We start from the raw sequence: 24,410 nt of genomic DNA on the forward strand, positions 1-24,410 counted from the left end.
ATTCATCTAAACGTTCCATTCAAATGATCCAAACACCTTTTAGCAGCCAATAGTGGAGCCGTTAGGACAGGGACAGAGGGATTAACCTGCTTCGCGATATGTTCCATACTATATTGTGATAGCAAGATCACTTCTGTCTTTCCATCCAATTGTTCCACCATCTTTTTAACCCGATCGTCATGTTCCTTTCTTTTTCCTTGTGATAATAAATGGATGATCCCGGGATCCACCAATGACTCGATCATACAGTCCGGATTCTTATTTAATAAGTAATTTTGAAGGGCAATCGGCGTTTCTTTTACGGTAGAAACCAGCCCGATGCTAGTATAGCGAAGCGCTTCATCAAGCATGGCCTCATCTGAACGAAATAACCTTACAGGGTAAAGAGGTTGTAAAATTGCAGTGATGTCATTAAAGGCGGAGCAAGTAAGTTGGATGCATGAAACGTCAGAGTTATAGGCTATATTCACTAATGCAGAAAAGCGGCGAATGATTTCCGGAGTTAGCTTTCCGCTCTCTTCCATCAAGCCGAGAAGACCCGTATCCATGAAATGCAGGAGTTCAATGTTCGGAGCAACAGTCTGAAAGGCCATTTCAATGGGTTTTAGTGCAGTCGTGGTTGCGTGAATCAGTGCGATTTTCAAAAAAAAACCTCCATATTCCTTCAATTTTATATCTAACAGGTTCATAAAATACCATTATATTACATAGATGATTATTTTCCAATTCACTATTAAGAAAGGAAGTGAGAAGCATGGAGAAAGAAGTCCTGGACGATCTTGGTCAGGTAATTCCAGGTGACAGAATGTTCCTTGATTTGGCAGAAAGGTATAGTTATAGCTATGACGCTTCTTTTGGGGAATATTTACCTGAAATCGTTATACAGCCAAAAAACGCGGAGGAAATCAGTGAAGTGGTTAAATTGGCTAATACTCACAAAATACCTGTTTATCCTAGAGGATCTGGAACTTCACTAAGTGGAGGTCCTTTACCTGTTAAAGGGGGGATGGTTCTTGATTTGACCCTTTTACGGGATAAATTAATCATTGATCGAGAAAATATGCTTGCCATTGTCTCTCCAGGTGTGATTACGGCAAATATCCATAAAAAGGCTGAAGAAGCCGGCTTGTTTTATCCACCGGATCCAAGCAGTTCCAATGTTGCCACAATAGGAGGGAATCTATTAGAAAACTCCAGCGGGCCAAAGGGATTGAAATACGGAACGACAAAAGAATATGTGATAGGCCTGGAGGTGGTCACCCCGACGGGAGAAATCATTCGTACTGGCGGAAAGACCGTAAAAAATGTAACAGGGTATGATTTGACTCGATTGATCGTAGGGTCGGAAGGTACCTTGGGCATCGTTACAGAAGCAATCATCCGCTTGATACCAAAACCTCTATCTAAACAAACATTTGTTGCTCACTTTAATCATTTGATAGACTCTGGCCATGCCATAACCAGCATTTTATCGTCCGGAATTTTACCATCTGCCCTGGAATTGATGGATAATGCGTGCATCCGTGCAGTTGAAAGTTATCGGCCTTCAGGGTTGCCGCTTCAGGCAGAGGCCATTCTGATCATAGAAATAGATGGTCACCCATTGGCGATTGAGGAAGAAATCAATAAATGCGCTGATATATGCAGGGCAGAGGGTGCTTCCTACGTCAAGATAGCGGAGACAGAGGAAGAACGCCAAACTATTTGGAGTGCGCGTAAATTGGTTTCCCCGGCCATTACACAAATGGGACCCACCAAAATCTCCGAAGACGCGACCGTTCCACGCAGTCAAATACCGGCGATGATGGAGAGATTAAACAATATCCGGGAGAAATACGGTTTGAACTTGGTTGTATTCGGCCATGCAGGGGATGGGAATTTACATCCGAACATCATTACCGATAAACGAAATATTACGGAAATGAAAAAAGTGGAGCTTGCAGTCAGCGAAATTTTTGAAGCAGCAATCGAACTAGGCGGAACACTTTCCGGGGAACATGGTATCGGTACTTTAAAGTCACCATATATGGAAATGGAATTGGGAATAACCGGAGTGAATATGATGAAAAAAATTAAGGAAGCATGGGACCCCAATAATATCCTGAATCCAGGAAAGATTTTTCCTGATAAGGGCCAGACAAGGGTCGTGTTGGTTACATGAATCTACCCGTCAAACCTAACGAGACAAATACAGCGGTCCAAAATTTATATTCAGATACCTATGATTGGACAAACCAATGCGTAAAATGCGGTTACTGTTTACCATCATGTCCTACATATGAATCAATGGGGGTAGAATCGGCCTCACCACGCGGTCGCATCAATTTAGTGAAAATGGCAGCCGAAGGGAAAATAGATTTCCAAAAAGATTTAGCTGAGCCGATCGATCTATGCTTAGGCTGCCGTGCTTGTGAAACCGCATGTCCTGTTGGTGTGCCATATGGACATATACTGGAAGCGGCAAAGGAAGCCGTTGAAAACTCCGCTTCGGCAAACAATAAAAATAAAATGACCAAGATCAAAAAACTGGCATTGATTCATCTTTTTCCATATTCGAAACGAATGAACAGGATTGGAAGTGCCGTACATCTCTATCAAAAAACAGGATTATCCAAAATTATCAGGACATCGAATGTGCTGCAAAAGGTTTCCCCTGCCCTTGCACATTTAGAACAAGCACTTCCTGACATCGAGTCACCCTCCAAACGAATCCGGACAGGTACGATAATGCCGGCAAAAGGGGAAACGAAATTAAAAGTGGCATTTTTTGCAGGGTGTATCATGGATTCCATGATGTCACGAATAAACCGTCTTACCATTGAACTGCTAACCATAGCGGGATGTGAGGTCATTCTCCCTGAAAATCAGAATTGCTGCGGTGCACTGCATTCCCATCAAGGCGAAACAAAACAAGCGAAAGTATTGGCAAAGAGGAATATCCAAGCCTTCATGCAAGCGGAGGCTGATGTAATTGTAAATAACGCAGGAGGCTGTGGCGCTTCCCTTATTGAATATGGACATCTATTGGCAGATGATCACGAATGGGCTGTGGCGGCAAGGGATTTCTCGGAAAAATCAAAAGATATCAGTCAAATTCTTCATCAATTGGGCCCGCTCCCTTTCACTGAAGAATGGCAAGGCATCGTTTCTTATCAAGATTCATGCCATTTACGCAATGTTCAAAAGGTCCAGAAGGAACCTCGTTTATTATTGCAATCCATACCAGGTGTTTCCTATGTGGAAATGGAAGGGTTTGACCGGTGCTGTGCATCTGGAGGCATTTACAATCTTCTCCACTTTGATGAATCCATGAAAATTCTTGATGAGAAAATGAAGAACCTAAAAGAAACCAAAGCAACAACCATAGTTACGGTAAACCCCGGCTGCCAAATGCAAATGAGCATTGGTATCCAAAGGGAGGGTTTAGCAAACCAAATCAAAAGTATGCACCTTGTTGAAATACTTGCCAAAGCTTGCGGCTTGGATTGACAAAAAGGGAACGCCAAACTTCATAGGACATTACTCGTCAGTATTTTCTGCTTTTATGGGGAAATACTGGCGTTTTTATTTTTCATCTCATTAATGTCCATGTTAGGGACCTTCATCAATCTATATTAATGATGAAGATGGAAAAAGTCTTTTAGTTCAATAACGCAGTTCCATATGTATGGAAGAAAGATTGATTAACATTAAATGAATAAGGCTGCTTTTTCTTTTATGTAACGATCGGTGCAGGTGAGTAAACAGTATGTTAGTTGCACGTTAAAAAACCGTTCAATTTCCTGAACGGGTAGAATCAAATTAGATATGTTAGTTAAAGAACTTAAATTCCTGTTTTTATGCCAAAACCCATTAAAATTAAGCCAGTTGATTTCTGGAATGCTTTCTGAAATTTGGAGTTGTTCATCCATTTTTTCGCGTAGTCAATTAGATAAACAAGAAATAGAAACCACAATACAGCGAGTAAGGTTAAGATAAAGGCTAATATAATCAATTGCTGGTTTACATTTCCGTTCAAATTGATAAATTGCGGCATGATTGTTATATAAACTAAAACGGTCTTTGGATTAAGAATATTATTGAGTAATGCTTGCATAAAGGAATCTTTATTATGCCGATTCGAATACTTAATAGGTGTATTTGCCTGTGCTTGAATGTCTTTTAAAGAAAAAACGCTTTTAGCAAAAAAACTTCTTATCCCTAAATAAATTAAGTAGGCGGCACCCAAATATTTGATTGTACTGAAAAGAATCACAGACTTTGCAATGACAACAGATAGTCCAAGTATAGCAATCAGCGTCCAAAAAGAAAGTCCCGTTGCCATTCCGAGAACGGTATAACGTCCCGCTTTTGGACCATAACTAAGCGTGTTTTTCACTAAGAGCATAGTATCTGCTCCTGGTATAATTACCATCATCGCAACTATTGATATGTATGTAAGTAAGCTATCCATACTATTTCTCCCTTCTTTTTTTATAGTGACTACTAAAGTAACTACTTCTGTAAGTATATTAGAGGAATATGGAAAACGTCAACAGATTTTGCTAAAATATTAGTTACAAAGGTAGCAACTAAGGTTGTGTTGGAGGGTTTATGAAAGAAAACATTTTAGAAACATTAAAAAATCTGAATTTTACCGAATATGAAGCGAAAGCATATCTTACCTTATTGGAAGAATCGCCATTGACAGGCTATGCAGTAGCAAAAAACTCCGGTGTACCACGTTCAAGAATATATGAAATTCTGGACAGTCTTGCAATAAGAGGAGATATTCTGGTTAGTCCTGGAAACACACCACAGTATACTCCTGTTCCTGCAAAGGAGCTAATAAAAAACCGTCGGATGAAAGCAGAAGAGAATTTTGAACTGGCAGAAAAATCATTAGCGGAGTTTGAACGTTCTGCAAATGATCGAGAAAATATCTGGAATATCATGGGACGCAATGAAATACTCGATAAGGTAAAAGCTTGTATATTATCTGCTGAAAAAAGAATACTTTTAGAGATTTGGGAAGATGAATTCGAAGTATTAGAGGCTGAACTAAGACAGGCAGCAAATAGAGGGGTCAATGTAACAATAATTGCCTATGGGGAAATCGTCTGTGATTTTGCTAATGTTTACCTACATTATATGGGTTATGCAATTACTGAAGAGTATGGGGGACGATGGCTTGTTATTAGTGGTGATGATTCAGAAGTAGTAGCAGGTATTGTCTCGCTTGGTAAGGATAGCCGTGCTGCCTGGACCATGCATGTAGGTTTGGTAATGCCCATTACAGAAGTCATGATCCATGATTTGTATCTCATGGAAATCATGGAGAAACATCGAGAACTTTTAGAGGAGAGTTTTGGTGTAAACCTCGCCAATTTACGTAAAAAATTTTCCATCCATCCAGATTATAAAAAACATTATGTGGACTAGATTTGTACTGTTGTTGTCTGTTATATACATCACCATAAGTATACAATACTTCAAGAGGGCATGAACCCAGGCAGGAATCATGCCTTTTAATGTTGACACTACTTATTGCTCTATACAGATAGGTTGAAGTAGCAAAGCATCGCTCCCCCAGAACCCGGCTGATTAAAGTACAGCAGATGGGAAATAAATTTTACTATATTAAAATATGGAAAAGGGTATAATAAGGATGTAATAAACCATTCATGGCAATGGGATCATTGTAGTATTGGATTAATATTTTTGAATATCCGGATTACATAAAGACAGAAGGAGAAATGATTCATTTGAATAACAAAGAAACAAAAGGTATCGAGTTACCTGCCAACTATGAGGAATTAAAAAAATCTGCCAACCGCAAATCTAATTGGAGAGAACGTTTAGATGCGGTCGAAGAATTAGGTCAGTCAAAAAATAAACAAGTAATCGACATTCTCACACATATCATGAATGGTGATTCTGTATATAAAGTTCAACAGGCCGCCTACCGTCAACTGAAAAGATTTGGCGAAGATGTTCAGTTGCCAGCGCGGAAAAGGGGCGAATTGGTTAAAGGATTGAACAAAATCTTAGTCAGGATCAAGAAGAGTTTACCAGAAAACCACACATATTCTGATTTCAAAGAGAAACTCCAGAAGATGAGAATGGATATATATGATACATATGAGGGTGAAAAAGGAGCAGACTTTGAAAAGTGGCTTGAACAAACTTGGTCTGCTTTATCGAAAAGATAAAAGTTCATCCACTAAGAAAAAGGAGCAAAGTCTTTGCTCCTTTTTTGTATATGTAAAACAAAAGTTTTAGCTGGAGTATGCTAATATGAAAAGAGGAAACATTTGGCTGTTTGGCTAACATATTCAATTTGAATTCAAACGATAATGCGCCACATTAAACTACGGTTAAAATAGATAAATTCGAATTCAGGGGAGAAAAGATGACTGATTATATTGAACTTTGGAAACAGGCAATGGTGGATCATACAGGAAAAATACCTAACAGACTAAAAGATGATGCAGCAGAAGAAGCTTTTTGGTCTTCCAGGGTTGCAGGGAAAAAACAACATAAAGTGGACCCTTATGCAAAACTTGTGCAGCAAGAATTACTGCCATTATTAAAACCTGAGGATCATGTATTGGAAATCGGGCCTGGATGGGGTAATTATACATTTGATATCGCAAAGGAAGTCAGAAAGCTAACTTGTATTGATAGTTCCAAAAGCATTATCAGTTTTTTGGATTCCCAGTCGAACGAAAAAGGTTTCGAAAATATGGAGTTAATACATGATAAGTGGGAAAGTGGGACCAAAAGAGATAAATTCGATGTAGTATTTGGTTTTAATTGTTATTACCGTATGACAGAAATTGGTCAAACCCTATTAAAAATGAATGAGTCTGCAACCCGATTAGTGATAGTCGGTATGACAACCGGACCAGAAAAACCGCATTATATGGAATTGAAGCAACGGGGATATACAATCAATTTGAGAAAGCGGGATTACATACACATCTTGAATGTTTTGTATCAACTTGGAATACTGGCGGACTGTAAAATCGTAAAATTGAAAAGCAAAAAAATCTATTCCAACTATGAAGAAATGATTCGCGATAATACAACAAAAATTCTCGATGAACATTTTTCCTATGATGAAATAAAAACAATCCTCAATAAATATGTGGTGGAAAAACAAGGAGTTTTCGAATATGAATATCCGTTTCATGCAGCTTTGATGTATTGGAAACCATTGTGAAATTAAATATTGCAATACCTTTTTCTCTGAATTCTTTACCGTCTTTTTAAGGACCTTCAGGAAAAAGGTATTTTTTCTATTGGATAATCGCAAATTATATAAACAAGGCTACAAAACAATGATGATAAAATGGAGGGTGAATGATATATGAAAGAAATATCCGAAAAGAGATTTTGTGAAACTTGTAAAAAAGAGACCGTTCATACAGTAAGTGAAGATGCATTAGAAATCGAATATTCCTGTAATGAGTGTGGGCAAAACCAAGAGATTTTCAAGACATTTTTTTAGAAATACAGAAATTTCACTAGCTATGGTCCATGTTGAGAAGTATCAAAAACAATGGGGAATCAAAAAATCATAAAAGATAACTGTTGCTACTTTCGTTCAAGAATGTGATCAATCGTCCATGTTGAAGCTTGTTGAAGAAGGTAAAAAGTGTTATGTGTCGTTTAAGACACATAACGTATAGATAATTAAAAGAACAAGATAGCTAGAAATGTCATAAAAAACCACCTGAATTAATTTTGCCTATGGGGGGCTGACTAAAGTTACTCTAAAATTACGGCGAGAATCTTTTGTGTACCAAAAATACATTTACTTGGCGGGCAAAAGGAGTTGGAAAATGCGAAACATTAGTCAAAGATAAGGGTGAACGAGCTGACATGGAATCTGAAGGGGCCTTAGTTCAATGATTCCGGGTCAATGGAGATAGTGATGAATTGAATTGGATATATAGTATTTGTTGGAAGTACGTCCTTTTATTTAGCAGTGGGGCAGAGTCGTTCACCCGAAGAGGGGAAAGAAGTTCTTTTCTGGCAAGACGGCAAGAATACCCTGAAAGATTTAACGGCCTTTCCCCGTTTGAATACTGAAAAAAGGCCGCAGTTTGAGGCGCGTATTTCTTTAACATAGCGAATTTTAATTGGTCTCCGATAAAAAAGCAATTAGACAATAATTTAAGAGGTATACCTCCAAGTTCCGTTAGTTATATCGCAAGCGGAATTATTTAATAAGCATCAATTTTGCTATCATCTCCAATGCTTTCAAGTGTAGCCGTAGCCATCTGTTCTCTAATACGAATGATATGGGCATCCATTAGTTGCTTGGCTTTGTCCGCTTCCTTTAATGCGATAGAATAGTAGATTTCTTTATGTTCTTGAAGTGTTTCTTGAAAATGACCTGGTTTTGCGAAACGATGCCGTCTGGTGGCACGAATGGTATCTTTCATTTGATCACTAAGGGTATGGACCAATCCAGCAAATATGGAATTGTTGGTGGATTGTGCGATACTATAATGAAATAGCAGATCTGCTTGCAATCCTAATTCTTCATCATGTTCCGAACGTGCCATTTCTTCTAGGGATTTAAGGATATTTTGTAAATCTAGTGAGTTCGCTCTCTGTGCAGCAAGAAAAGCACACTCGGTTTCAATTACTCGACGGACTTCAAGCATTTCATAGACCATGTTGTCCTCAGCCTTGATGATTGAAGTGGACAGCTGTTCGATCAGTGACTGAACATCAGATTGTCTGATAAATGTCCCATCACCAGGTCTGACCTCAATGACTCCGGTAATCTCCAATACTCGAAGGGCTTCTCTGATTGATGTTCGACTCACTTTAAAACGATTCGACAACTCCCGCTCAGGGGGTAATTTATCTCCAGGTTTCAATTCACCGCTAATAAAAGATTCCTTAATTTGATTGAAGATGATTTCGTACACTTTGGGAGATTTAACTGGTATAGAATCCATTACATCCTTCACATCCTTCCATAACAACCCTAAAAACATGTTGGTACGACTATTAGTGGAATCATTCTAACAAGCATTCACTTATGAAGCAAGGGGATAATCGCAATATTATAATCAAAATAAAATAATTGTTAAAAAAATCAGACATTCATATTGGTTAGACCAATAATGAACATATTTAATTGTTTCCTTTCAGTCAATCGCATTTACTCAATTGAAGGCGATTTGGTTTAACGTTATAAGGTTGGAAAATCAACTGTAATCACTTAAAAATTCAGCATTTACTTATAGAGAGAAGTAATAAATGGGTAATTGTTGAAAAAGTCTAAAAATTTAGTATAATTAAAATTGGTTAGACCAATTTTGAAATATAATGGAAGCGATATCATCTTTAAGCTATTAAGGAGGGGAAAAACGTCGATCAATATTACAGTTGAAGAATTGAAGAAGAAGCTAATTCTGGTTATGGTGTGACCAAAGCTTTTTAATATGATGACAAAAACAGATATGGCAGAAAGAAGGGGAAATGAATGGAAGCGGCTAGTGTAAATTGGGTCAACGCTTTAAAGGAAGTTCTTTCGGAAAATCAAGTAACAGAAAACCAGACAGTAAGAGAATTGCATGGCAGAGATGAGTCGTATCATACTGTAAGCCTTCCCGATATTGTTGTATTTCCAGAAACAACGCAGCAAGTTAGTGAAATTGTGAAATTGGCAAATAAGTATAAAATTCCGATGGTCCCTTTTGGATTGGGGTCCAGCCTCGAGGGACATGTTATACCATACCAACATGGTATAACTATTGATTTTTCATTAATGAATAAAATCCTGGAAGTGCGTGAAAATGATTTCCTCGTAAAGGTTCAGCCTGGCGTAACTCGATCGCAACTGAACAAAGAACTGAAAAAATACGGTTTGTTTTTTTCTGTGGATCCGGGGGCCGATGCTACTCTGGGCGGAATGGCGGCAACAAATGCTAGTGGAACGACATCCGTTAAATATGGTGTGATGCGTGACCAAGTCCGTGATCTTGAAGTGGTTCTTGCAGATGGCTCCATAATACATACTGGCAATTTGGCAGCTAAATCGTCATCTGGTTACCATCTAAACGGTCTTTTTGTTGGTTCTGAGGGAACGCTTGGCTGTTTTACGGAATTGACGTTGAGAGTTTACGGAATACCTGAGCACGTTATGGCGGCAAGAGCATCATTTCCGGCATTGAACCATGCGGTAGAAGCTGTCGTATCCATTTTGCAGTCAGGTGTCCCAATTGCAAGGGTGGAACTTGTCGATGAACCATCAATGAAGCAGGTTAACCTTTATAGTGATACAAGCTATAACGAAGCGCCTACACTATTTTTGGAGTTTCATGGTAATGACGCAGGATTGAAACAAGATGTAGAGTTCACAAAAGAAATAGTAGCAGAACATAATTGTCTTGATATTGAATTTGAGACAGATAACGCTGCCAGGAACCGCCTATGGGAAGCTCGCCATAATCTTGCCTATGCTTATATTCAAGGCTATCCTGGAAAAAAACTGATGGTGACTGATGTCTGCCTTCCGATATCAGAGCTGTCTGGTGCCATTCATAATGCAAGGGAAGCTGTTGATTTCCTGGGCCTTACCGGTGGTATCGTCGGCCATGTAGGCGATGGGAACTATCACGTGCTCTTAATGATTGATAATAAAAATCAAGAAGAGGTTAGAAAAGCAGAACAGCTAAATGAACAAATTGTCCTATATGCCCTTGAGCGTAAAGGAACATGCACTGGAGAACATGGAGTTGGGGTCGGTAAACAAAAATATCAGAAAAAAGAACATGGGGACTCACTGTTTGTGATGGAAAAAATTAAAGTAGCCCTTGATCCAGATAATTTATTAAATCCTAGTAAAATATTAATGCAGGAAAGAGTGTGATGAAATGAAAGTATTAGAAGCATTCAGTGCATTAGCCGGAAAATATTTTGCTGTTTGGGTTATCTTAATATCCGTCATTGCCTTCATTTTTCCAGAGCCATTTTTGGGATTGGGGGGATATATTACATTATTGCTTGGTGTTGTCATGTTTGGAATGGGGCTTACTTTAAAAGCAGTTGATTTTAAAATCATCATTACTAAACCGCTGCCTGTGATAATTGGAGTTTGCGCCCAGTTTATCATCATGCCATCTGTGGCATTTCTTATTGCGAATCTTATGAATTTGCCAGCAGAATTGGCTGCTGGACTAGTTTTGCTCGGCTGTGTGCCAGGTGGAACAGCCTCTAACGTTATGGTTTATCTGGCAAAAGGTAATGTACCTTTGTCGATAGCTATGACTTCAGTATCCACCTTACTGGCTCCAATCATGACACCACTGCTTCTGCTTTTGCTGGCAGGACAATGGATGCCGGTTGATTTTTTTGATATGTTTAAGTCCATTATACAAGTCATCCTTCTTCCAATCGTTTTAGGTTTGGCCATTAAGCGCTTTTTCCCTGTAATAGTTGAAAAAAGCTTAACCGTATTACCGCTTATCTCGGTAGCAGCTATCATTACTATTGTAAGCGCAGTAGTCTCAGGCAATGCAGCTAGCATTGCTACATCCGGGTTCCTTATTTTCACTGCCGTGATGCTTCACAACGGATTTGGGCTTCTGTTTGGTTACTTAGCAGCAAAAGTACTTGGACTTGATGAAGTGAATAGAAGGGCGATTTCGATTGAAGTAGGCATGCAGAACTCAGGGTTAGGCGTAGCGCTTGCCACTGCACATTTCGGCCCTCTGGCAGCACTTCCAAGTGTCCTTGCAGCTGCATGGCACAACATATCCGGACCAATTCTTGCCACTTACTGGTCAAAAAAGTCTGCTGGCGACAGTATAGAGGAAACGCCAGTCACTCCGGTGGAGACCAAGTTTTAATTATATTAATTAATTGAAAAAAATCCCAAGATTCCAGCAGGGATTTTTTTTGCTGTCTATTAACTCCCATCAATAAGTAAATTTACTAAATGATTTTAAACACGAAATGCGGCGTTGTAGCGTTCTTAGCTTAATACTAGATTTGATGACCAGACCTTGCACAAAACGACGCACACTGGACGATGTGAGTTCGTCTAAGTCCAATGATGGGTGTTAGCAGTTAAAAACTCGCCGTAGAGCTTTAAATCGAATGCGTAACTAGTAAAGATGTTCAAGGAGTAATATTTGAAGAGTTATTGCATCATCTTTGTCAAATATAGGAAAGGTAATTTCATACAGAAATAGAATTATAGGGAAAGCTTTATATATTAAGTTATGATGGGCGAAGTGTGCATAAGTTAGAAGTAAGAGTATTTATGAATAGGTATAGGTAGCTGATTGGATGGCAACAGCTTATATATTTTACCTGATTTCGAATTATTATGTAATAATGTGGAAAAATATCGTATAATCAGCCTATAATTGAATATTTCTATACGATTTTAATGGAGGATAAATGTGGCATATAACTATGAGACAACAATAAATAATTCATATTTAGGTCTTTCTAAGATAATAAAGGGTCAAACCCCAGCAGAAGTTACTATGAAGTCCCAAAATCAATTGGAAATCTGGAATAAGAGAGAACAAAGAGAACGACACAAAGAATTAATACAGGACATGAAACAACAGGCTGAATACGATACCGAAAATGCTTTAAAGGAGATAAATAGTTATAAATATATATTAAATTATACCTTACAAGTAGATGATAAGGTTGATTGGGACAAATTATATGATAACGAAAACTTTAGATCATTTGATGTGACTAAAAAGAAGTATGATATTCAAGAATTTAAGTTAAGTTTAAAAGTTCCTATGCCAACGTTCTGGGAAAAAATATTTTCTAAAATGAAAATGAAAAGACTTAAATTAGAGGACCAAGCAAAGATTCAATATGAGGAAGCCGTTCAAAAAGCTGATAGTGAGTATGATGATGCACTTGTCATTTATAATAATGAAAAAGAAAAATTCGATGTAGCAAAAGAAGAATACAACAAAACAATTATGGAATTCAAACAAAAATTTGAGCAAGGGGACAGTCAAGCAGTAAATGATTATATAAGATTGGTATTAGAAAACTCTAGTTATCCAGATGCTATAACAAAAGAATTCAATGTCCAATATAACCCTGAGTCAGAGATAGGTATAATTGATTATGTTCTCCCACATCCATCAACTATACCCAACGTAATCGATTATAAGTTTATTCAAACAAGAAAAGAAATCGTATCTAAAGAAATGAAGAAAAAAGATTTTGAGGAATTTTATGAAGATATAATTTATCAATTAACACTTAGGACTATTCATGAATTGTTTGAATCTGTCTATAATGAAAAGGTACAAACGGTAGTTTTTAACGGGTGGGTACATGGTATTGATCTGGCTACTGGTCAAGATTTTAATTCGTGTATTTTAAGTATGCAGACTACTAAAGAAGAGTTTGAAACCATTAACTTAGAAAGGGTCAATCCAAAGGAGTGTTTTAGGAATCTAAAAGGGCTATCATCTGGAGCGCTAAAAAATCTTGCACCTGTCAAACCTATATTGAAAATTAATCGGGAAGATTCAAGGTTTGTAGAGTCAAAAGACATATTAGCTGAAGCTAACTCCATTCCTAATCTTGCGGACATGGCTTGGGATGATTTTGAACATTTAGTAAGAGGACTTTTTGAAAAAATATTTGCCAAACATGGTGGAGAAGTAAAAGTCACCCAAGCTAGTCGTGATGGTGGTGTGGATGCCATTGCATTTGATCCTGATCCAATAAGAGGTGGCAAGTTCGTAATCCAAGCCAAACGATATAACAAAGTCGTTTCTGTTTCTGCTGTTAGAGATTTGTATGGAACCATGATAAATGAAGGAGCAGTAAAAGGGATTCTGGTAACAACAAGTCATTATGGAAAAGATAGTTATGAATTTGTAAAAGATAAACCTATAACATTAATTGATGGATCTAATCTTGTTCATTTATTTAATGAAGAAGGACTGGAGGTAAGAATAGAAATAAAACGATAAAACTATTTAGAAGTCAATGCCACTTATCCATTTTTTACAAAAAACAGCCCGCTGATTAAAGGAGGCTGCTGAAAAACTCACGTTTTTCTAACTAGTACGTAAACCAAACTAAAAAAAAACGATTCTCATTCGATACTTGAATGGAATCGTTTTTTTTTTGCTTCTGTGTGTCACATTATGTTTGTTTCTAGTTTACATAATATATATTATAGGAAGTGATATTTAAAAAGGTAATTCCGTCTCATATCTTAAGAATACTTAACTTAGTGAGACAGAATGCGAATTTTTATATTTAATCATGGCAATTATTTTTATCTATAATCTTTTCATCTAAATACAGTTTACATTTATTTAGTGAAAATGTTTGTTCAATTAGTTGGATTAAACATCGGCACACAGATTTTCTTGTATTTAAGTTGATTTGTTTTGCATTTTTTCAATACTTACTTTGTGTGATTAAAAATCCACTTTCAACAAAAACCCCAATCCTTCAAGAAGCTTAGAAAATCTTCCTTTATTCTATTTCTTCATCTAATCTCCTAAATAATAGATGTTTCCAGCAATGTATGATTCTGAATAATACCGGACTCTCATTCGGTTTTAACGAATTGCCATACTAAATGTCCCCCACTCTGTCCACCATTTTAATCGAGAGATAAACACTAATTACTCCTAATGAACATAGCACTGCATTTACAATATCAGGATTAAGATTGATATTCAGTAAGTAAGAGAAATTTTGAAATTGCATTAGAAATATTGCACAAATTACCAATGGTATCGTTGCCCTTTTCCAAATTCCAAAGAAAAAGAGTGGTATTAAACTAATAAGCGTAACAATGAATGAATGAACAATCATCTTACTAAAATATGTTGTAATATCTTCAACAGTTGGTTGCCCGTTAATGATATGAAATACCTGATCAAGTAAATAAGTTGTCACACCAGCCAACAAAAAGGATACTAAAGTACAAAGGAAAATAAAAAGTGAAATAAAAAGAGCTTTTGCCATAACCAATTTTTTCCGACTTATCGGATATCCGAATGAAAGCGATATTGTTTTATTTTTATATTCATCGATTACAACCTGATTTATAAGAGAAGCTCCGAAAAGGACAAATCCCAGTTGCATTGAAATCATAAGCTGGATGATGGTTGAATAACTTTGACCAAATTCCGAACTGACCATTTTAATAAAAAACAGGGGCAAGAACATCAAAATCCCCCAATATATAATCAGCTCACTAAGGATCATTTTTTGCTTTAACTTTCTCCACTCCAACTCCATTAATTTAACCAATTTTTCCACCTCCATGAATTTGCTGATAAAAATAATCTTCTAAAGTACTTGTATGCTTTTGTATTTCCTCGATATCTACATCATGCAAAATTAGTTTTTTGGATATTACACTTTGCGGCAAAGTGAGATCATATATACGAATCCTATTGTCATGCACAATTTTCATATTAGAAATTTGAAGTTCATACTCAAGTAAATAGATTGATTTCTCCACATCTTTTGTAACAATTTCAATATAGTCTGTTCGTTGCTTACTAATATCTGCTAAAGTCACCTCGTTCACGAGCTTTCCATCCTTAATGACACCAATTCTGTCAGCTACTTGTTCAATTTCCCCTAAGATGTGACTTGATAGAAGGAAAGTAATCCCATATTCCCTATTCAACATTAGGATTAGATCTCTTATATCTTTTATACCAATTGGATCAAGGCCATTTGTAGGTTCATCTAATATAATCAGTTCAGGTTTCGTAATAATTGCTCTTACAATCCCCAGCCGCTGCTTCATCCCAAGCGAAAAATCGCTCACGATTTTATCTTCAATCCCAGATAGATGAACCATCTCCAACGCTTGTATAATTGCCTTTTTATCATAAAAGCCTAAGTATTCACAATGAAGCTGAAGATTTTCCATCGCAGTTAAATGTTCGAAAAAGATTGGATACTCAATGATACTTCCGACCCGTTTCAAACCAGACTTCTCGTCATTTGTTAGCTTCTGACCAAACAATTCAATCTCTCCAGTGGTTGGGCTTATTATTCCTGTTAGCATTTTCATGATTGTCGTTTTCCCTGCACCATTTTGACCAAGGAAACCATAAATTTCACCCTTTTTTATATGAAGATTCACATTAGATACGAGCCCTTTTCCTTTGACCTTTTTTGTTAAGTTATTTGTTCTTACAACATAATCCATCATTTTTGCCTCCCTTATTGCTATCTACTTCCATCTTAAGCAGAGAAAGTACCTTTTTTCTTTCTCAATCCTTACATGTTCCTTAAGTTTTAGAAAAACTGGCGTAAGGAGTAAAAGCTCACATCAATCTCGAAGCTAAAAAAGAGCTGTTCCGTTAGAACATCTCTTAAAGAAGTATTAATATGTAATTTGTTTAAAAATACAAGTAAAGCTCGTTTTTTCATAAGGTTTGCTGTTTAAATGGATGGTACCTCTCATCTCTTCTGTTAAACGTTTTGAGATACTTAGACCCAACCCACTCCCTTGAAATTTTGGATTCCTGGCATCATCTAATGTATACAACCGGTCAAACACCCGATCTTGATGGATTTCTGCAATACCTTTACCCCTATCCCAAATCTCTACAGTAACAGCTCCATCATCCTCTCGAAGTGTTAATCCGAAAACCCCTCCATCACTGCCATATCGAATTGAATTTGAAATAAGGTTATTAAATATACGGTTTAAGGCGTCCTCATTACCTAAGATGTAAAGATGCTGATCAGGGATATCAACTTCTACTTGAAGTCCTTTCGCGAGCAGTATGTCATAAAACTCCAAAACATTTTTTCTGCAAACTTCATTGAGTGATAGTTTACTTAAAGGAATCACGTAATCATCTGATTCTATTTTTACCAGATCAAAAAACTGATTGAGTAAACCAGTTAAGTTCAATACTTTTTCATGCAGCCTTGTCATTAATATTTTCTTTTCCTCTTCAGTCATCGCATCATTCAGTTTCAATTTCTCTACATAACCTAAAATAACCGTAAGTGGCGTTTTTAAATCATGGGACATATTGGATATTAATTTTCTTAAGCTATCTTTTGTTTTTACATAATCCGCAATTACCTTTTGATTGAAATCCAATAGCCTGTTAATTTGAATGAGTAATTGCTGCAGGGCTTGCTTATCGGTCTGAATTAATACTTTTTCAGATGTTTCATGTGTGATGATATCGTTTAATTTTCCACTTATTTCATAAAGGTTTTGCTTAAGTTTTCTTCGGGACAAATACTGGAGGACATTCATGATTACTAAAAAAACCATTGCACAAAGAATGATTACCATAAGCTACTCACCTAATTTATAACCAATCCCCCATATCGTTCTAATATATTGTGGGTTGGATGGATCAGTTTCAATTTTTTCACGTAGTCTTCTTATATGTACGTTAATGACATTTTCATTCCCGTAATAATCATCTTCCCAAATAAAGTGATAGATTTGTTCCTTTGTAAATACTCTGCTTTGATTGGTCATAAACAACTTTAATATGTGAAACTCCTTTGATGTCAGTTGAACCGTTCTTCCTCTAACATTTACAGTAAATGAATTTAAATCAAGGGTGAGCTCTTCATGTTGGAGAGTATTTTGGGTGGAGTTGCTTTCGGATGGATGATATTGCGTTGCCCTGCGAATAGCTGCATGAACTCTAGCTGTTAATTCAATCATCGAAAATGGCTTGCTTATATAATCATCGGCGCCAAATCCAAGCCCAAGCGCTTTATCGAGATCACTTCCTTTTGCAGAAATAATTAATATAGGAACCATGCTCATTTCTCTTATTTTTTTCAATAAATCCATACCAGTCAATTTAGGAATCATTAAGTCAAGTAGGAGTAAGTCAGGTTCTTTATCATGAAAGAGAGCTAGTGCCTCTTCCCCATCAAATGCGGTATGTACTGTATAATTCTCCTGTAAAAGGGCACTTCCTATTAATTGACTAATTTCTACATCATCCTCAATTAGCAGAATGCTCTTCTGCATATTTCCACATCCTTTTAAGTGTTGAATTGTATATGAACCCTTATTTCTATATTACATTACGGACTATAAATATTAAAAAACAATTTCACAGTAAAGTCAGTTCCCTTAATTTTTTTGAATTTTAATTGATATGCTAATTGTTCATATTTTTCGTTTTTGGTCATTTTAATTAGGGGTGCGTTATATCAATAATACTCCAAACAAAAATGCCGCTATGATACATTTCTACATTTTGCTTATCCTTTCATGAAGACCTATTCAAAGAATCATTATCTAATAATTCTGTAGTCACCTAAATTAATCCTGCTTAACTGACATGATTTATCATTTTTATTATTTTAATATATAAAATAAGTGACCAAATGAGAAAAATCACGGGTTAACATTTATTAAAAATTATATAAATATAATTTATACAGATGGCAATATGGCAATTCAAAGTTTTTTTATCTTGAAAGTTCTCCTGAAAATGATGATGCCTATTCAGTCAAATAATCTCCTATAAGCCTTCTCCATTTAACTTATAGCCGCCTATAGTATGATTACCCTTTAATAAATGATTAAAATCAGTCCCCTTGTGTTTAAATTTTTAAGGAAATGCTTCGTGCAACAATATGCAGTGATTCACTAGTAAGCTGCCAAGGGTTACTACTTTCAGCAATCAGTTCTCCGGTTTCATGTGTGCAATTCATTTATATGTAACTCGTATAAGTCGATTATTACATTTTATAAAAAAAGATGTAAAAAGTTGCCGGAATCCAAGCAGCATAAAGGGAAATTCCAGAAGTCATTAGAATTATTTTAAGTTCTTTGGTATGGTCTGAATAAGCGGAATAATAATGTTATGTAAACATTAATTGCGGAATTTTGATCACCTGTTCCTTTATTTCTTTTTCCTTTATTAAGAAGTTACCGAAAGTGGGTAAACAAGGAACAGTAACACTCCCGACTTTAATAGAAACATTTTTGTAAAAGCCTATACTATTATGGAACATTATATCTAATGGATAAATAAGGGAACACGAAATCATACTTGATCTCATGTTCCTTTTGTAAGATAGGTTAATTATGTTCGAATGGATTCGATGCGGCTTTGGATGAATTCGAACGAGGTTTTTGCTTCTTGGACGATTTGATTTATTAGTTCATTGACCGTCAATATTTCTTTTATCAGTCCTACGGATTGACCGCATGACCAAATGCCTCCGTCTAAATTTCCTTCAAAGTATACTTTCTTGCTTCTTTGTCCCGTTATTAGCGGAATCAATTCCTCTATAGCGGCACCTTCCCTTTCAAGTTTACCCACTTCTTTACTGACGGCATTTAATGCTACACGCGACGGACTACCAATACTCCGTTGGATGACAACCGTATCCATTTCATTGGCCGATACCATCCACTGCTTCACCTTATCATGAATCGGCGCTTCTTGCGTTGCCATGAAGCGAGTCCCCATGACTATGCCTTCAGCACCGAGTGACAAGGCACTTATAAGGCCTCTGCCATCCGAAAATCCCCCGCCTGCTATTACTGGTATAGTAACAAAGTCAACGACTCGTGGGAGCATGACAAGCGTACCTACATCTCCCATACCAGGATGTCCGCCTGTTTCATTCCCTACAATAATAATGGCATCGACTCCTAATTTCTCTGCCGACGCTGCGTTTTTGACGTTTGCTACTTTATGTATCACGGTAAAGCCGTGCTCTTTAAGTTTGGGCATTAAACTCTCTGGGCTTCGGCCACTCGTTTCAACAATTTTTACATCTTCGTCAATTAAAATATCAATGAATTCATCATTAGGGGTTGCCGTTTGACTAGGAAACAGGTTCAGGTTGACAGCAAAGGGCTTTTTGGTCAAAGTTTTCACTTTGCGTATTTCATCACGGAGACCTTCTGGTGTCACCTGTGTTTTCGAAGTGATGATGCCTAGTCCCCCCGCTTCTGAAACAGCGGCTGCGAGCGGGGCTCGGCCAACTTGAAACATCCCTCCGCAAATAATCGGATATTCAATCCCCAATAATTCAGTAATTCTCGTTTTCATTTGCCATACCCCTTTCAATTTTATGGATTTCTATAAATCTACTTTTCTTACATAATGTACACACGCCAAGTCTCTATATACCATACTTACGGAGCCGCTTGTAAAATGTACTTCTTGGTATATCCATCAACTTTGCTGCAACAGTTACATTTCCTCTTGATTTTTGTAATGCCTCTATCATTAGATCCCGTTGAATTTTTTCACGGATCGTCAGTTCATTTTCCCTGAAGCCTTTTTTACCAGATTCATCACATGAAGGGAAATCATCATACCGGGTAACGGGCTGCGAATTCATGGAATTCAACACTTTAACATGATCCAGAGGTCCTTCTGCAAGTAAGATGGTCAATCGCTGAAGTACATTTTGCAGTTCTCTAATATTGCCTGGCCAATTGTAATCCTTTAAACGATTCAATAATTCTTCCGTTAATGGAATAGTCCAATTATTGTTCGAACACAAGTAGTTGATTAGATAAGGAATGTCTTCAATCCGTTCCCTTAAGGGAGGTACATGAATGGGGTAAACGTTCAACCGATAGTATAAATCTTTACGAAAGGACCCTTCGTTGACAAGCTCTTCAAGATTCCGATGTGTGGCAGTGATAATGCGAATATCCAATGAAATGTTTTTTGTGCCACCGATTGGAACGATTTTTCTATCCTGAAGTACACGCAGTAAGGCAACTTGCATCGCTGAAGGGACTTCACCGATTTCATCGAGAAAAATGGTCCCTCCATTTGCCTGCTCGAACTTCCCTTTGTGCCCTTGCCGTTTAGCGCCTGTAAAAGCACCATCGACATACCCGAATAATTCACTCTCCATTAAATCCTTAGGTATAGCTCCGCAATTTATCGTGACGAACGGTCCCTTTTTACGAAAGCCATTTTCATGAATAGCCTTGGCAATAAGCTCTTTCCCGACCCCAGTTTCACCAGATATATATACATTTGCTTCTGTCGGTGCAACAAGCTTCACTTTATGTAATGTATTTTGAAAGGTTTCACTAATCCCGCTTTCCCCTTTGAAAGCAAACTTTTCTGAAGGCATTGATGCAGGAAAAAGCCGATTGGTCTTATGACCAAGATTTTCTGATAAGAATAAACACTTACCGAAAATCCTATTATCTTCTTTGGATAAAAGCGGATTTTCTTTAACGATTTGATATCCATGATTTAATAGATCGGTCAATGCCATACCAATGGATTGAGGAATTTTTTTGCGAACCTGTTTACTGGCGGAGATTATCATTTCTTTATGATTACAGACGATAAAAGGTATATCTGGATAGGTCTCTGCAAGTTCTATCGAGTGCTGGGTCAGTGCCAGCTCCTTTTTATAGGAACGCACTCCCATTTCCTGTTCGATCGTATACGCCAAATTGGCTACCATACCCAGCATGGAGGGATGGAAATATTCTACTGGACATGATATATCCAAAACCCCCAATATCTTACCATCTTCATTTAAAATGGGCATGGCAGAGCAACTCCATTTGTGTGAGGCAATTGAATAGTGCTCGGTACCCTGGATCATTACGGCTTCACCCGTCTTTAAGGCAGTTCCAATTGCGTTCGTTCCGACCTCACCCTCCGTCCAGCATACGCCTTCCACAAAATTTATTTTGCCTGCCTCATCGAGGATTTTCTCGTTTCCGGAAAGTGAAAGGACATATCCATCCGGATCGACCAATAAAGCCATCATTCCAGATTCTTTTATTGATTGATTCATCCTAGATAATTGGGGTGATGCCACTTCTAATAGGAAGGAGTTTTTTTCTCTTTGAATGTCCAATAATTCATTCGTCAAAATGTGTTTCCCTTTATTAAGATATGGGTTGACTTGATCTTTTTTGCAGCGATGCCATGATTCCATTATTCGCTTGTTCAGACGACTCGAATCGAGAACCCCTTCACTGACAAAGCGTTCCCATATGCGTTGATGATAACTAGTGGATAGCATATAATCCTCCTCTAATCATTTGGTTTAAATCTTCATTTGACCAGTCAATCTAGAGGGAAAATACCATGGAGTATAAAATAGGATGTTAATCGAGGTCCATTTAATTATAGTAGATTATGTATCCGCTTACAATATATAGATGGAGTTTAGAGAAAAAGCATCATGTGATTATTCACATGATGCTTCTCCAACGAAGAATGTAATGCGTTGGTTTATGAAAAAATAACCCCTCCATCAATCATGATGGATTGCCCTGTCATATAATCCGAATCCGGTGAAGCAAGATAAGATACGAATTTCGCAACATCATCTGGGGTTTCGGAGCGTCCTAAGGTTATGGAATCTGTAAACTTTTTAAATGTTTCACCTTTTGCCAGATTCATATATTGCCCCATTTTTTCATCGATTAGATCCCACATTTGCGTCCCGACAATTCCTGGACAGTATGCATTCACCGTAATGCCAAACTGGGCCAATTCCTGTGCTGCTGCTTGTGTAATGCCTCTTACGGCAAATTTTGTGGCCGAGTATGTACCCAGTAAGCTAAAACCTTTATAACTCGCGATGCTGGCAGCATTTATAATTTTCCCGCCTTCTTGCTTTTTCATTTGTTCAGCAGCGGCTTGCAGGCAAAAGAGGACACCATTTACATTTATATTGAAAATCTGTTCAAGGTCCTCTTGGGTTACTTCAAGAAGAGGCATTATTTGAGCAATTCCTGCATTTGAAACCATAACATCCAACTGTCCAAAACGTTCCACAACGTTATTCACCATTTCGAAAACTTCCCGTCTATTGCTTACATCCGCTATAACGGCAAAGCTTTCACGTCCAAGCTCCCTAACCTCATTTACGACCGATTCAGCCGTATCCAGATCGACGTCATTAATAACCACGTTCAATCCATCTTGCGCTAATCTTAATGCAATGGCGCGTCCGATACCGCGTCCTGCACCAGTGACTACCGCCGTCCGTTGACCGCTAGCCATACAAATTCCCCCTTGCTCATTTATAATTTTTTATGAATGCACAGCTTGACCTACAACGTTTAAAAGAGCTTCATGTATGGATTCCGACAAGGTTGGGTGCGCCGCTACTAAATCTTCCATCATATCTGCCGTTATTTCTGCATGAAGCATGACCGTTCCTTGACCAATCAATTCTGTTGCATGTTGACCAACTATGGAAAAACCTAGAACTTCATTATACTGTGGGTTTACTAGAACTTTGACCTTTCCTTCTGGTTTATTGGAAAGGATTGCTTTCCCATTTGCCGAAAAAGCAAATTCACCAACTTTAATCTCGCCATATTTTTTTCGCGCTTCTTTTTCAGTCAAGCCTACACTAGCAATTTCCGGGGAGGTATAAATGCAGCGAGGGATTGCACGGTAATTCACTTGTGCAAACTGACCACAGGCATTCAGAGCCGCCACTCGACCTTCATGAAAAGCAACATGGGCGAGTTGTATGCTTCCTATCACATCACCACAGGCATAAATCGATGGGTTGCTTGTTTGCATTCGATCATCCACCGAGATGCCAAGTCGGGAAAAGTCAATATCGTTTCCTTCTAACCCCATTTCATTCACTCTTGGTTTTCTCCCTATTGATACGAGTACGTAATCAGCATAATGTTCTTCCAATTCGCCATCGCTTTTTTCAAAAAATACCGTCTTACTGGTTGCATTGATGTTTTTGACAGATGCGGAGGTATGGACCGTAACACCTTGGTTTTTCAATTCTCCATGCAAGATGCTCGTAATATCTTCATCTTCCCCCGGAAGCAGCTTTGCCCCCATTTCAATAACGGTAACCTTGGTGCCCATCCTGCTATAAATACTGGCAAATTCACATCCGATGACGCCGCCTCCTACAATTAGAAGCGAATCGGGAATGGCAGGAAGCGACATGGCATGACCACTATGGATGATCCATTCACCATCAAACGGCGCAAAAGGTAGTGGAATCGGTTCAGACCCAGTTGAAATGATGATCTTACTTGCTTCAATCTCTTCAATTTTATTTCCGTTCTCGATATGCAGCCGATTGCTCGTCAGGATAGACGCTCTACCCTGGATGACTTTTATTTTATTCTTATTCATTAAATATCGAATGCCGTTCACTAGTTCAGATACGACATCGTTCTTTCGTCCTTGTACAGTTTCCCAATCGACTTCAATCGAATTGAAGGGCAGGCGAATTCCCATTTTCCCTGCATTTTTCACCAGGTCATACGTATCGGCACTTTTCAATAATGACTTCGTTGGCATGCATCCTTCGTTTAAACAGGTACCCCCCAATGGCCCATCGACTACCAATATGACCTCCTTATCCTGCTGGGCAGCTGTGATAGCCGCTACATACCCTGCAGGACCTCCGCCTACAATAGCTATTCGATTCAAGTGCTT

19 protein-coding genes are annotated in these 24,410 nt (G+C 37.8%); 8 read left to right on the forward strand and 11 right to left on the reverse strand.

Going from position 1 to position 24,410, the window contains the following annotated elements; genetic code table 11:
• Positions 1–2 precede the first annotated feature (2 nt).
• Positions 3–644 (reverse strand): hypothetical protein, encoded by a 642-nt coding sequence (locus IOC57_RS12705; protein ID WP_207439072.1) that lies wholly within the window; start codon positions 642–644, stop codon positions 3–5.
• Positions 645–754: 110 nt separating this feature from the next.
• Here IOC57_RS12705 and IOC57_RS12710 point away from each other — a divergent pair, with 110 nt between their 5' ends.
• Both IOC57_RS12710 and IOC57_RS12715 read left to right on the forward strand, forming a co-directional pair.
• Positions 755–2,161, forward strand: coding sequence for an FAD-binding oxidoreductase (locus IOC57_RS12710; protein ID WP_207439073.1), 1,407 nt, complete (start codon positions 755–757; stop codon positions 2,159–2,161).
• Positions 2,158–3,489, forward strand: coding sequence for a (Fe-S)-binding protein (locus IOC57_RS12715; RefSeq protein ID WP_207439074.1), 1,332 nt, complete (start codon positions 2,158–2,160; stop codon positions 3,487–3,489). The genes IOC57_RS12710 and IOC57_RS12715 overlap by 4 nt, the downstream gene beginning before the upstream one ends.
• A 334-nt stretch (positions 3,490–3,823) precedes the next feature.
• Here IOC57_RS12715 and IOC57_RS12720 read toward each other — a convergent pair whose 3' ends face one another.
• A complete protein-coding gene (locus IOC57_RS12720; protein WP_207439075.1) occupies positions 3,824–4,453 on the reverse strand; it encodes a homoserine/threonine efflux transporter in 630 nt (209 codons plus the stop codon).
• Positions 4,454–4,593: 140 nt separating this feature from the next.
• On the opposite strand from IOC57_RS12720, the gene IOC57_RS12725 reads away from it, so the two are divergent.
• The 3 genes from IOC57_RS12725 (at position 4,594) to IOC57_RS12735 (ending at position 7,204) form a co-directional block, all read left to right on the forward strand.
• Entirely contained in the window at positions 4,594–5,421 is an 828-nt protein-coding gene (locus IOC57_RS12725; RefSeq protein ID WP_207439076.1) for a TrmB family transcriptional regulator, read from the forward strand.
• Positions 5,422–5,735: 314 nt separating this feature from the next.
• A complete protein-coding gene (locus tag IOC57_RS12730; protein ID WP_207439077.1) occupies positions 5,736–6,191 on the forward strand; it encodes a HEAT repeat domain-containing protein in 456 nt (151 codons plus the stop codon).
• A gap of 200 nt (positions 6,192–6,391) precedes the next feature.
• Complete coding sequence (locus tag IOC57_RS12735) at positions 6,392–7,204, forward strand: methyltransferase domain-containing protein (RefSeq protein ID WP_207439078.1); 813 nt, start codon at positions 6,392–6,394, stop codon at positions 7,202–7,204.
• A gap of 1,006 nt (positions 7,205–8,210) precedes the next feature.
• Here IOC57_RS12735 and IOC57_RS12740 read toward each other — a convergent pair.
• Entirely contained in the window at positions 8,211–8,957 is a 747-nt protein-coding gene (locus tag IOC57_RS12740) for a FadR/GntR family transcriptional regulator (protein ID WP_207439079.1), read from the reverse strand.
• 530 nt (positions 8,958–9,487) lie between these two features.
• On the opposite strand from IOC57_RS12740, the gene IOC57_RS12745 reads away from it, so the two are divergent.
• From IOC57_RS12745 to IOC57_RS26315, 3 genes are all read left to right on the forward strand, one after another.
• Positions 9,488–10,876 (forward strand): FAD-binding oxidoreductase, encoded by a 1,389-nt coding sequence (locus IOC57_RS12745; RefSeq protein WP_207439080.1) that lies wholly within the window; start codon positions 9,488–9,490, stop codon positions 10,874–10,876.
• A gap of 4 nt (positions 10,877–10,880) precedes the next feature.
• Complete coding sequence (locus tag IOC57_RS12750; protein WP_207439081.1) at positions 10,881–11,855, forward strand: bile acid:sodium symporter family protein; 975 nt, start codon at positions 10,881–10,883, stop codon at positions 11,853–11,855.
• A gap of 558 nt (positions 11,856–12,413) precedes the next feature.
• Positions 12,414–13,973, forward strand: coding sequence for a restriction endonuclease (locus IOC57_RS26315; protein ID WP_309487703.1), 1,560 nt, complete (start codon positions 12,414–12,416; stop codon positions 13,971–13,973).
• A gap of 616 nt (positions 13,974–14,589) precedes the next feature.
• Here the strand turns inward: IOC57_RS26315 and IOC57_RS12760 are convergent.
• The 8 genes from IOC57_RS12760 to lpdA form a co-directional block, all read right to left on the reverse strand.
• The gene (locus IOC57_RS12760) at positions 14,590–15,273 is read right to left on the reverse strand and encodes an ABC transporter permease (RefSeq protein ID WP_207439082.1); all 684 of its coding nucleotides are present in this window, start codon (positions 15,271–15,273) and stop codon (positions 14,590–14,592) included.
• The gene (locus tag IOC57_RS12765) at positions 15,266–16,189 is read right to left on the reverse strand and encodes an ABC transporter ATP-binding protein (RefSeq protein ID WP_207439083.1); all 924 of its coding nucleotides are present in this window, start codon (positions 16,187–16,189) and stop codon (positions 15,266–15,268) included. The genes IOC57_RS12760 and IOC57_RS12765 overlap by 8 nt, the downstream gene beginning before the upstream one ends.
• Before the next feature lie 177 nt (positions 16,190–16,366).
• Positions 16,367–17,299, reverse strand: a complete 933-nt coding sequence (locus tag IOC57_RS12770) for a sensor histidine kinase (RefSeq protein WP_207439084.1) — start codon at positions 17,297–17,299, stop codon at positions 16,367–16,369.
• A gap of 3 nt (positions 17,300–17,302) precedes the next feature.
• Complete coding sequence (locus tag IOC57_RS12775) at positions 17,303–17,998, reverse strand: response regulator transcription factor (RefSeq protein WP_207439085.1); 696 nt, start codon at positions 17,996–17,998, stop codon at positions 17,303–17,305.
• Between the two features lie 1,066 nt (positions 17,999–19,064).
• Complete coding sequence (locus IOC57_RS12780) at positions 19,065–20,042, reverse strand: NAD(P)H-dependent flavin oxidoreductase (protein WP_207439086.1); 978 nt, start codon at positions 20,040–20,042, stop codon at positions 19,065–19,067.
• A 73-nt stretch (positions 20,043–20,115) separates the two neighbouring features.
• Positions 20,116–22,002: a sigma-54-dependent Fis family transcriptional regulator gene (locus IOC57_RS12785; RefSeq protein ID WP_207439087.1), complete on the reverse strand. Its 1,887-nt coding sequence runs from the start codon at positions 22,000–22,002 to the stop codon at positions 20,116–20,118.
• Between the two features lie 212 nt (positions 22,003–22,214).
• Positions 22,215–22,991, reverse strand: coding sequence for an acetoin reductase (locus IOC57_RS12790; RefSeq protein ID WP_207439088.1), 777 nt, complete (start codon positions 22,989–22,991; stop codon positions 22,215–22,217).
• A 30-nt stretch (positions 22,992–23,021) separates the two neighbouring features.
• Entirely contained in the window at positions 23,022–24,404 is a 1,383-nt protein-coding gene (gene lpdA / locus IOC57_RS12795) for a dihydrolipoyl dehydrogenase (RefSeq protein WP_207439089.1), read from the reverse strand.
• Positions 24,405–24,410: the final 6 nt, after the last annotated feature.

The organism is Bacillus sp. SD075, from assembly GCF_017355165.1.
Taxonomy (GTDB): domain Bacteria; phylum Bacillota; class Bacilli; order Bacillales; family DSM-1321; genus Peribacillus.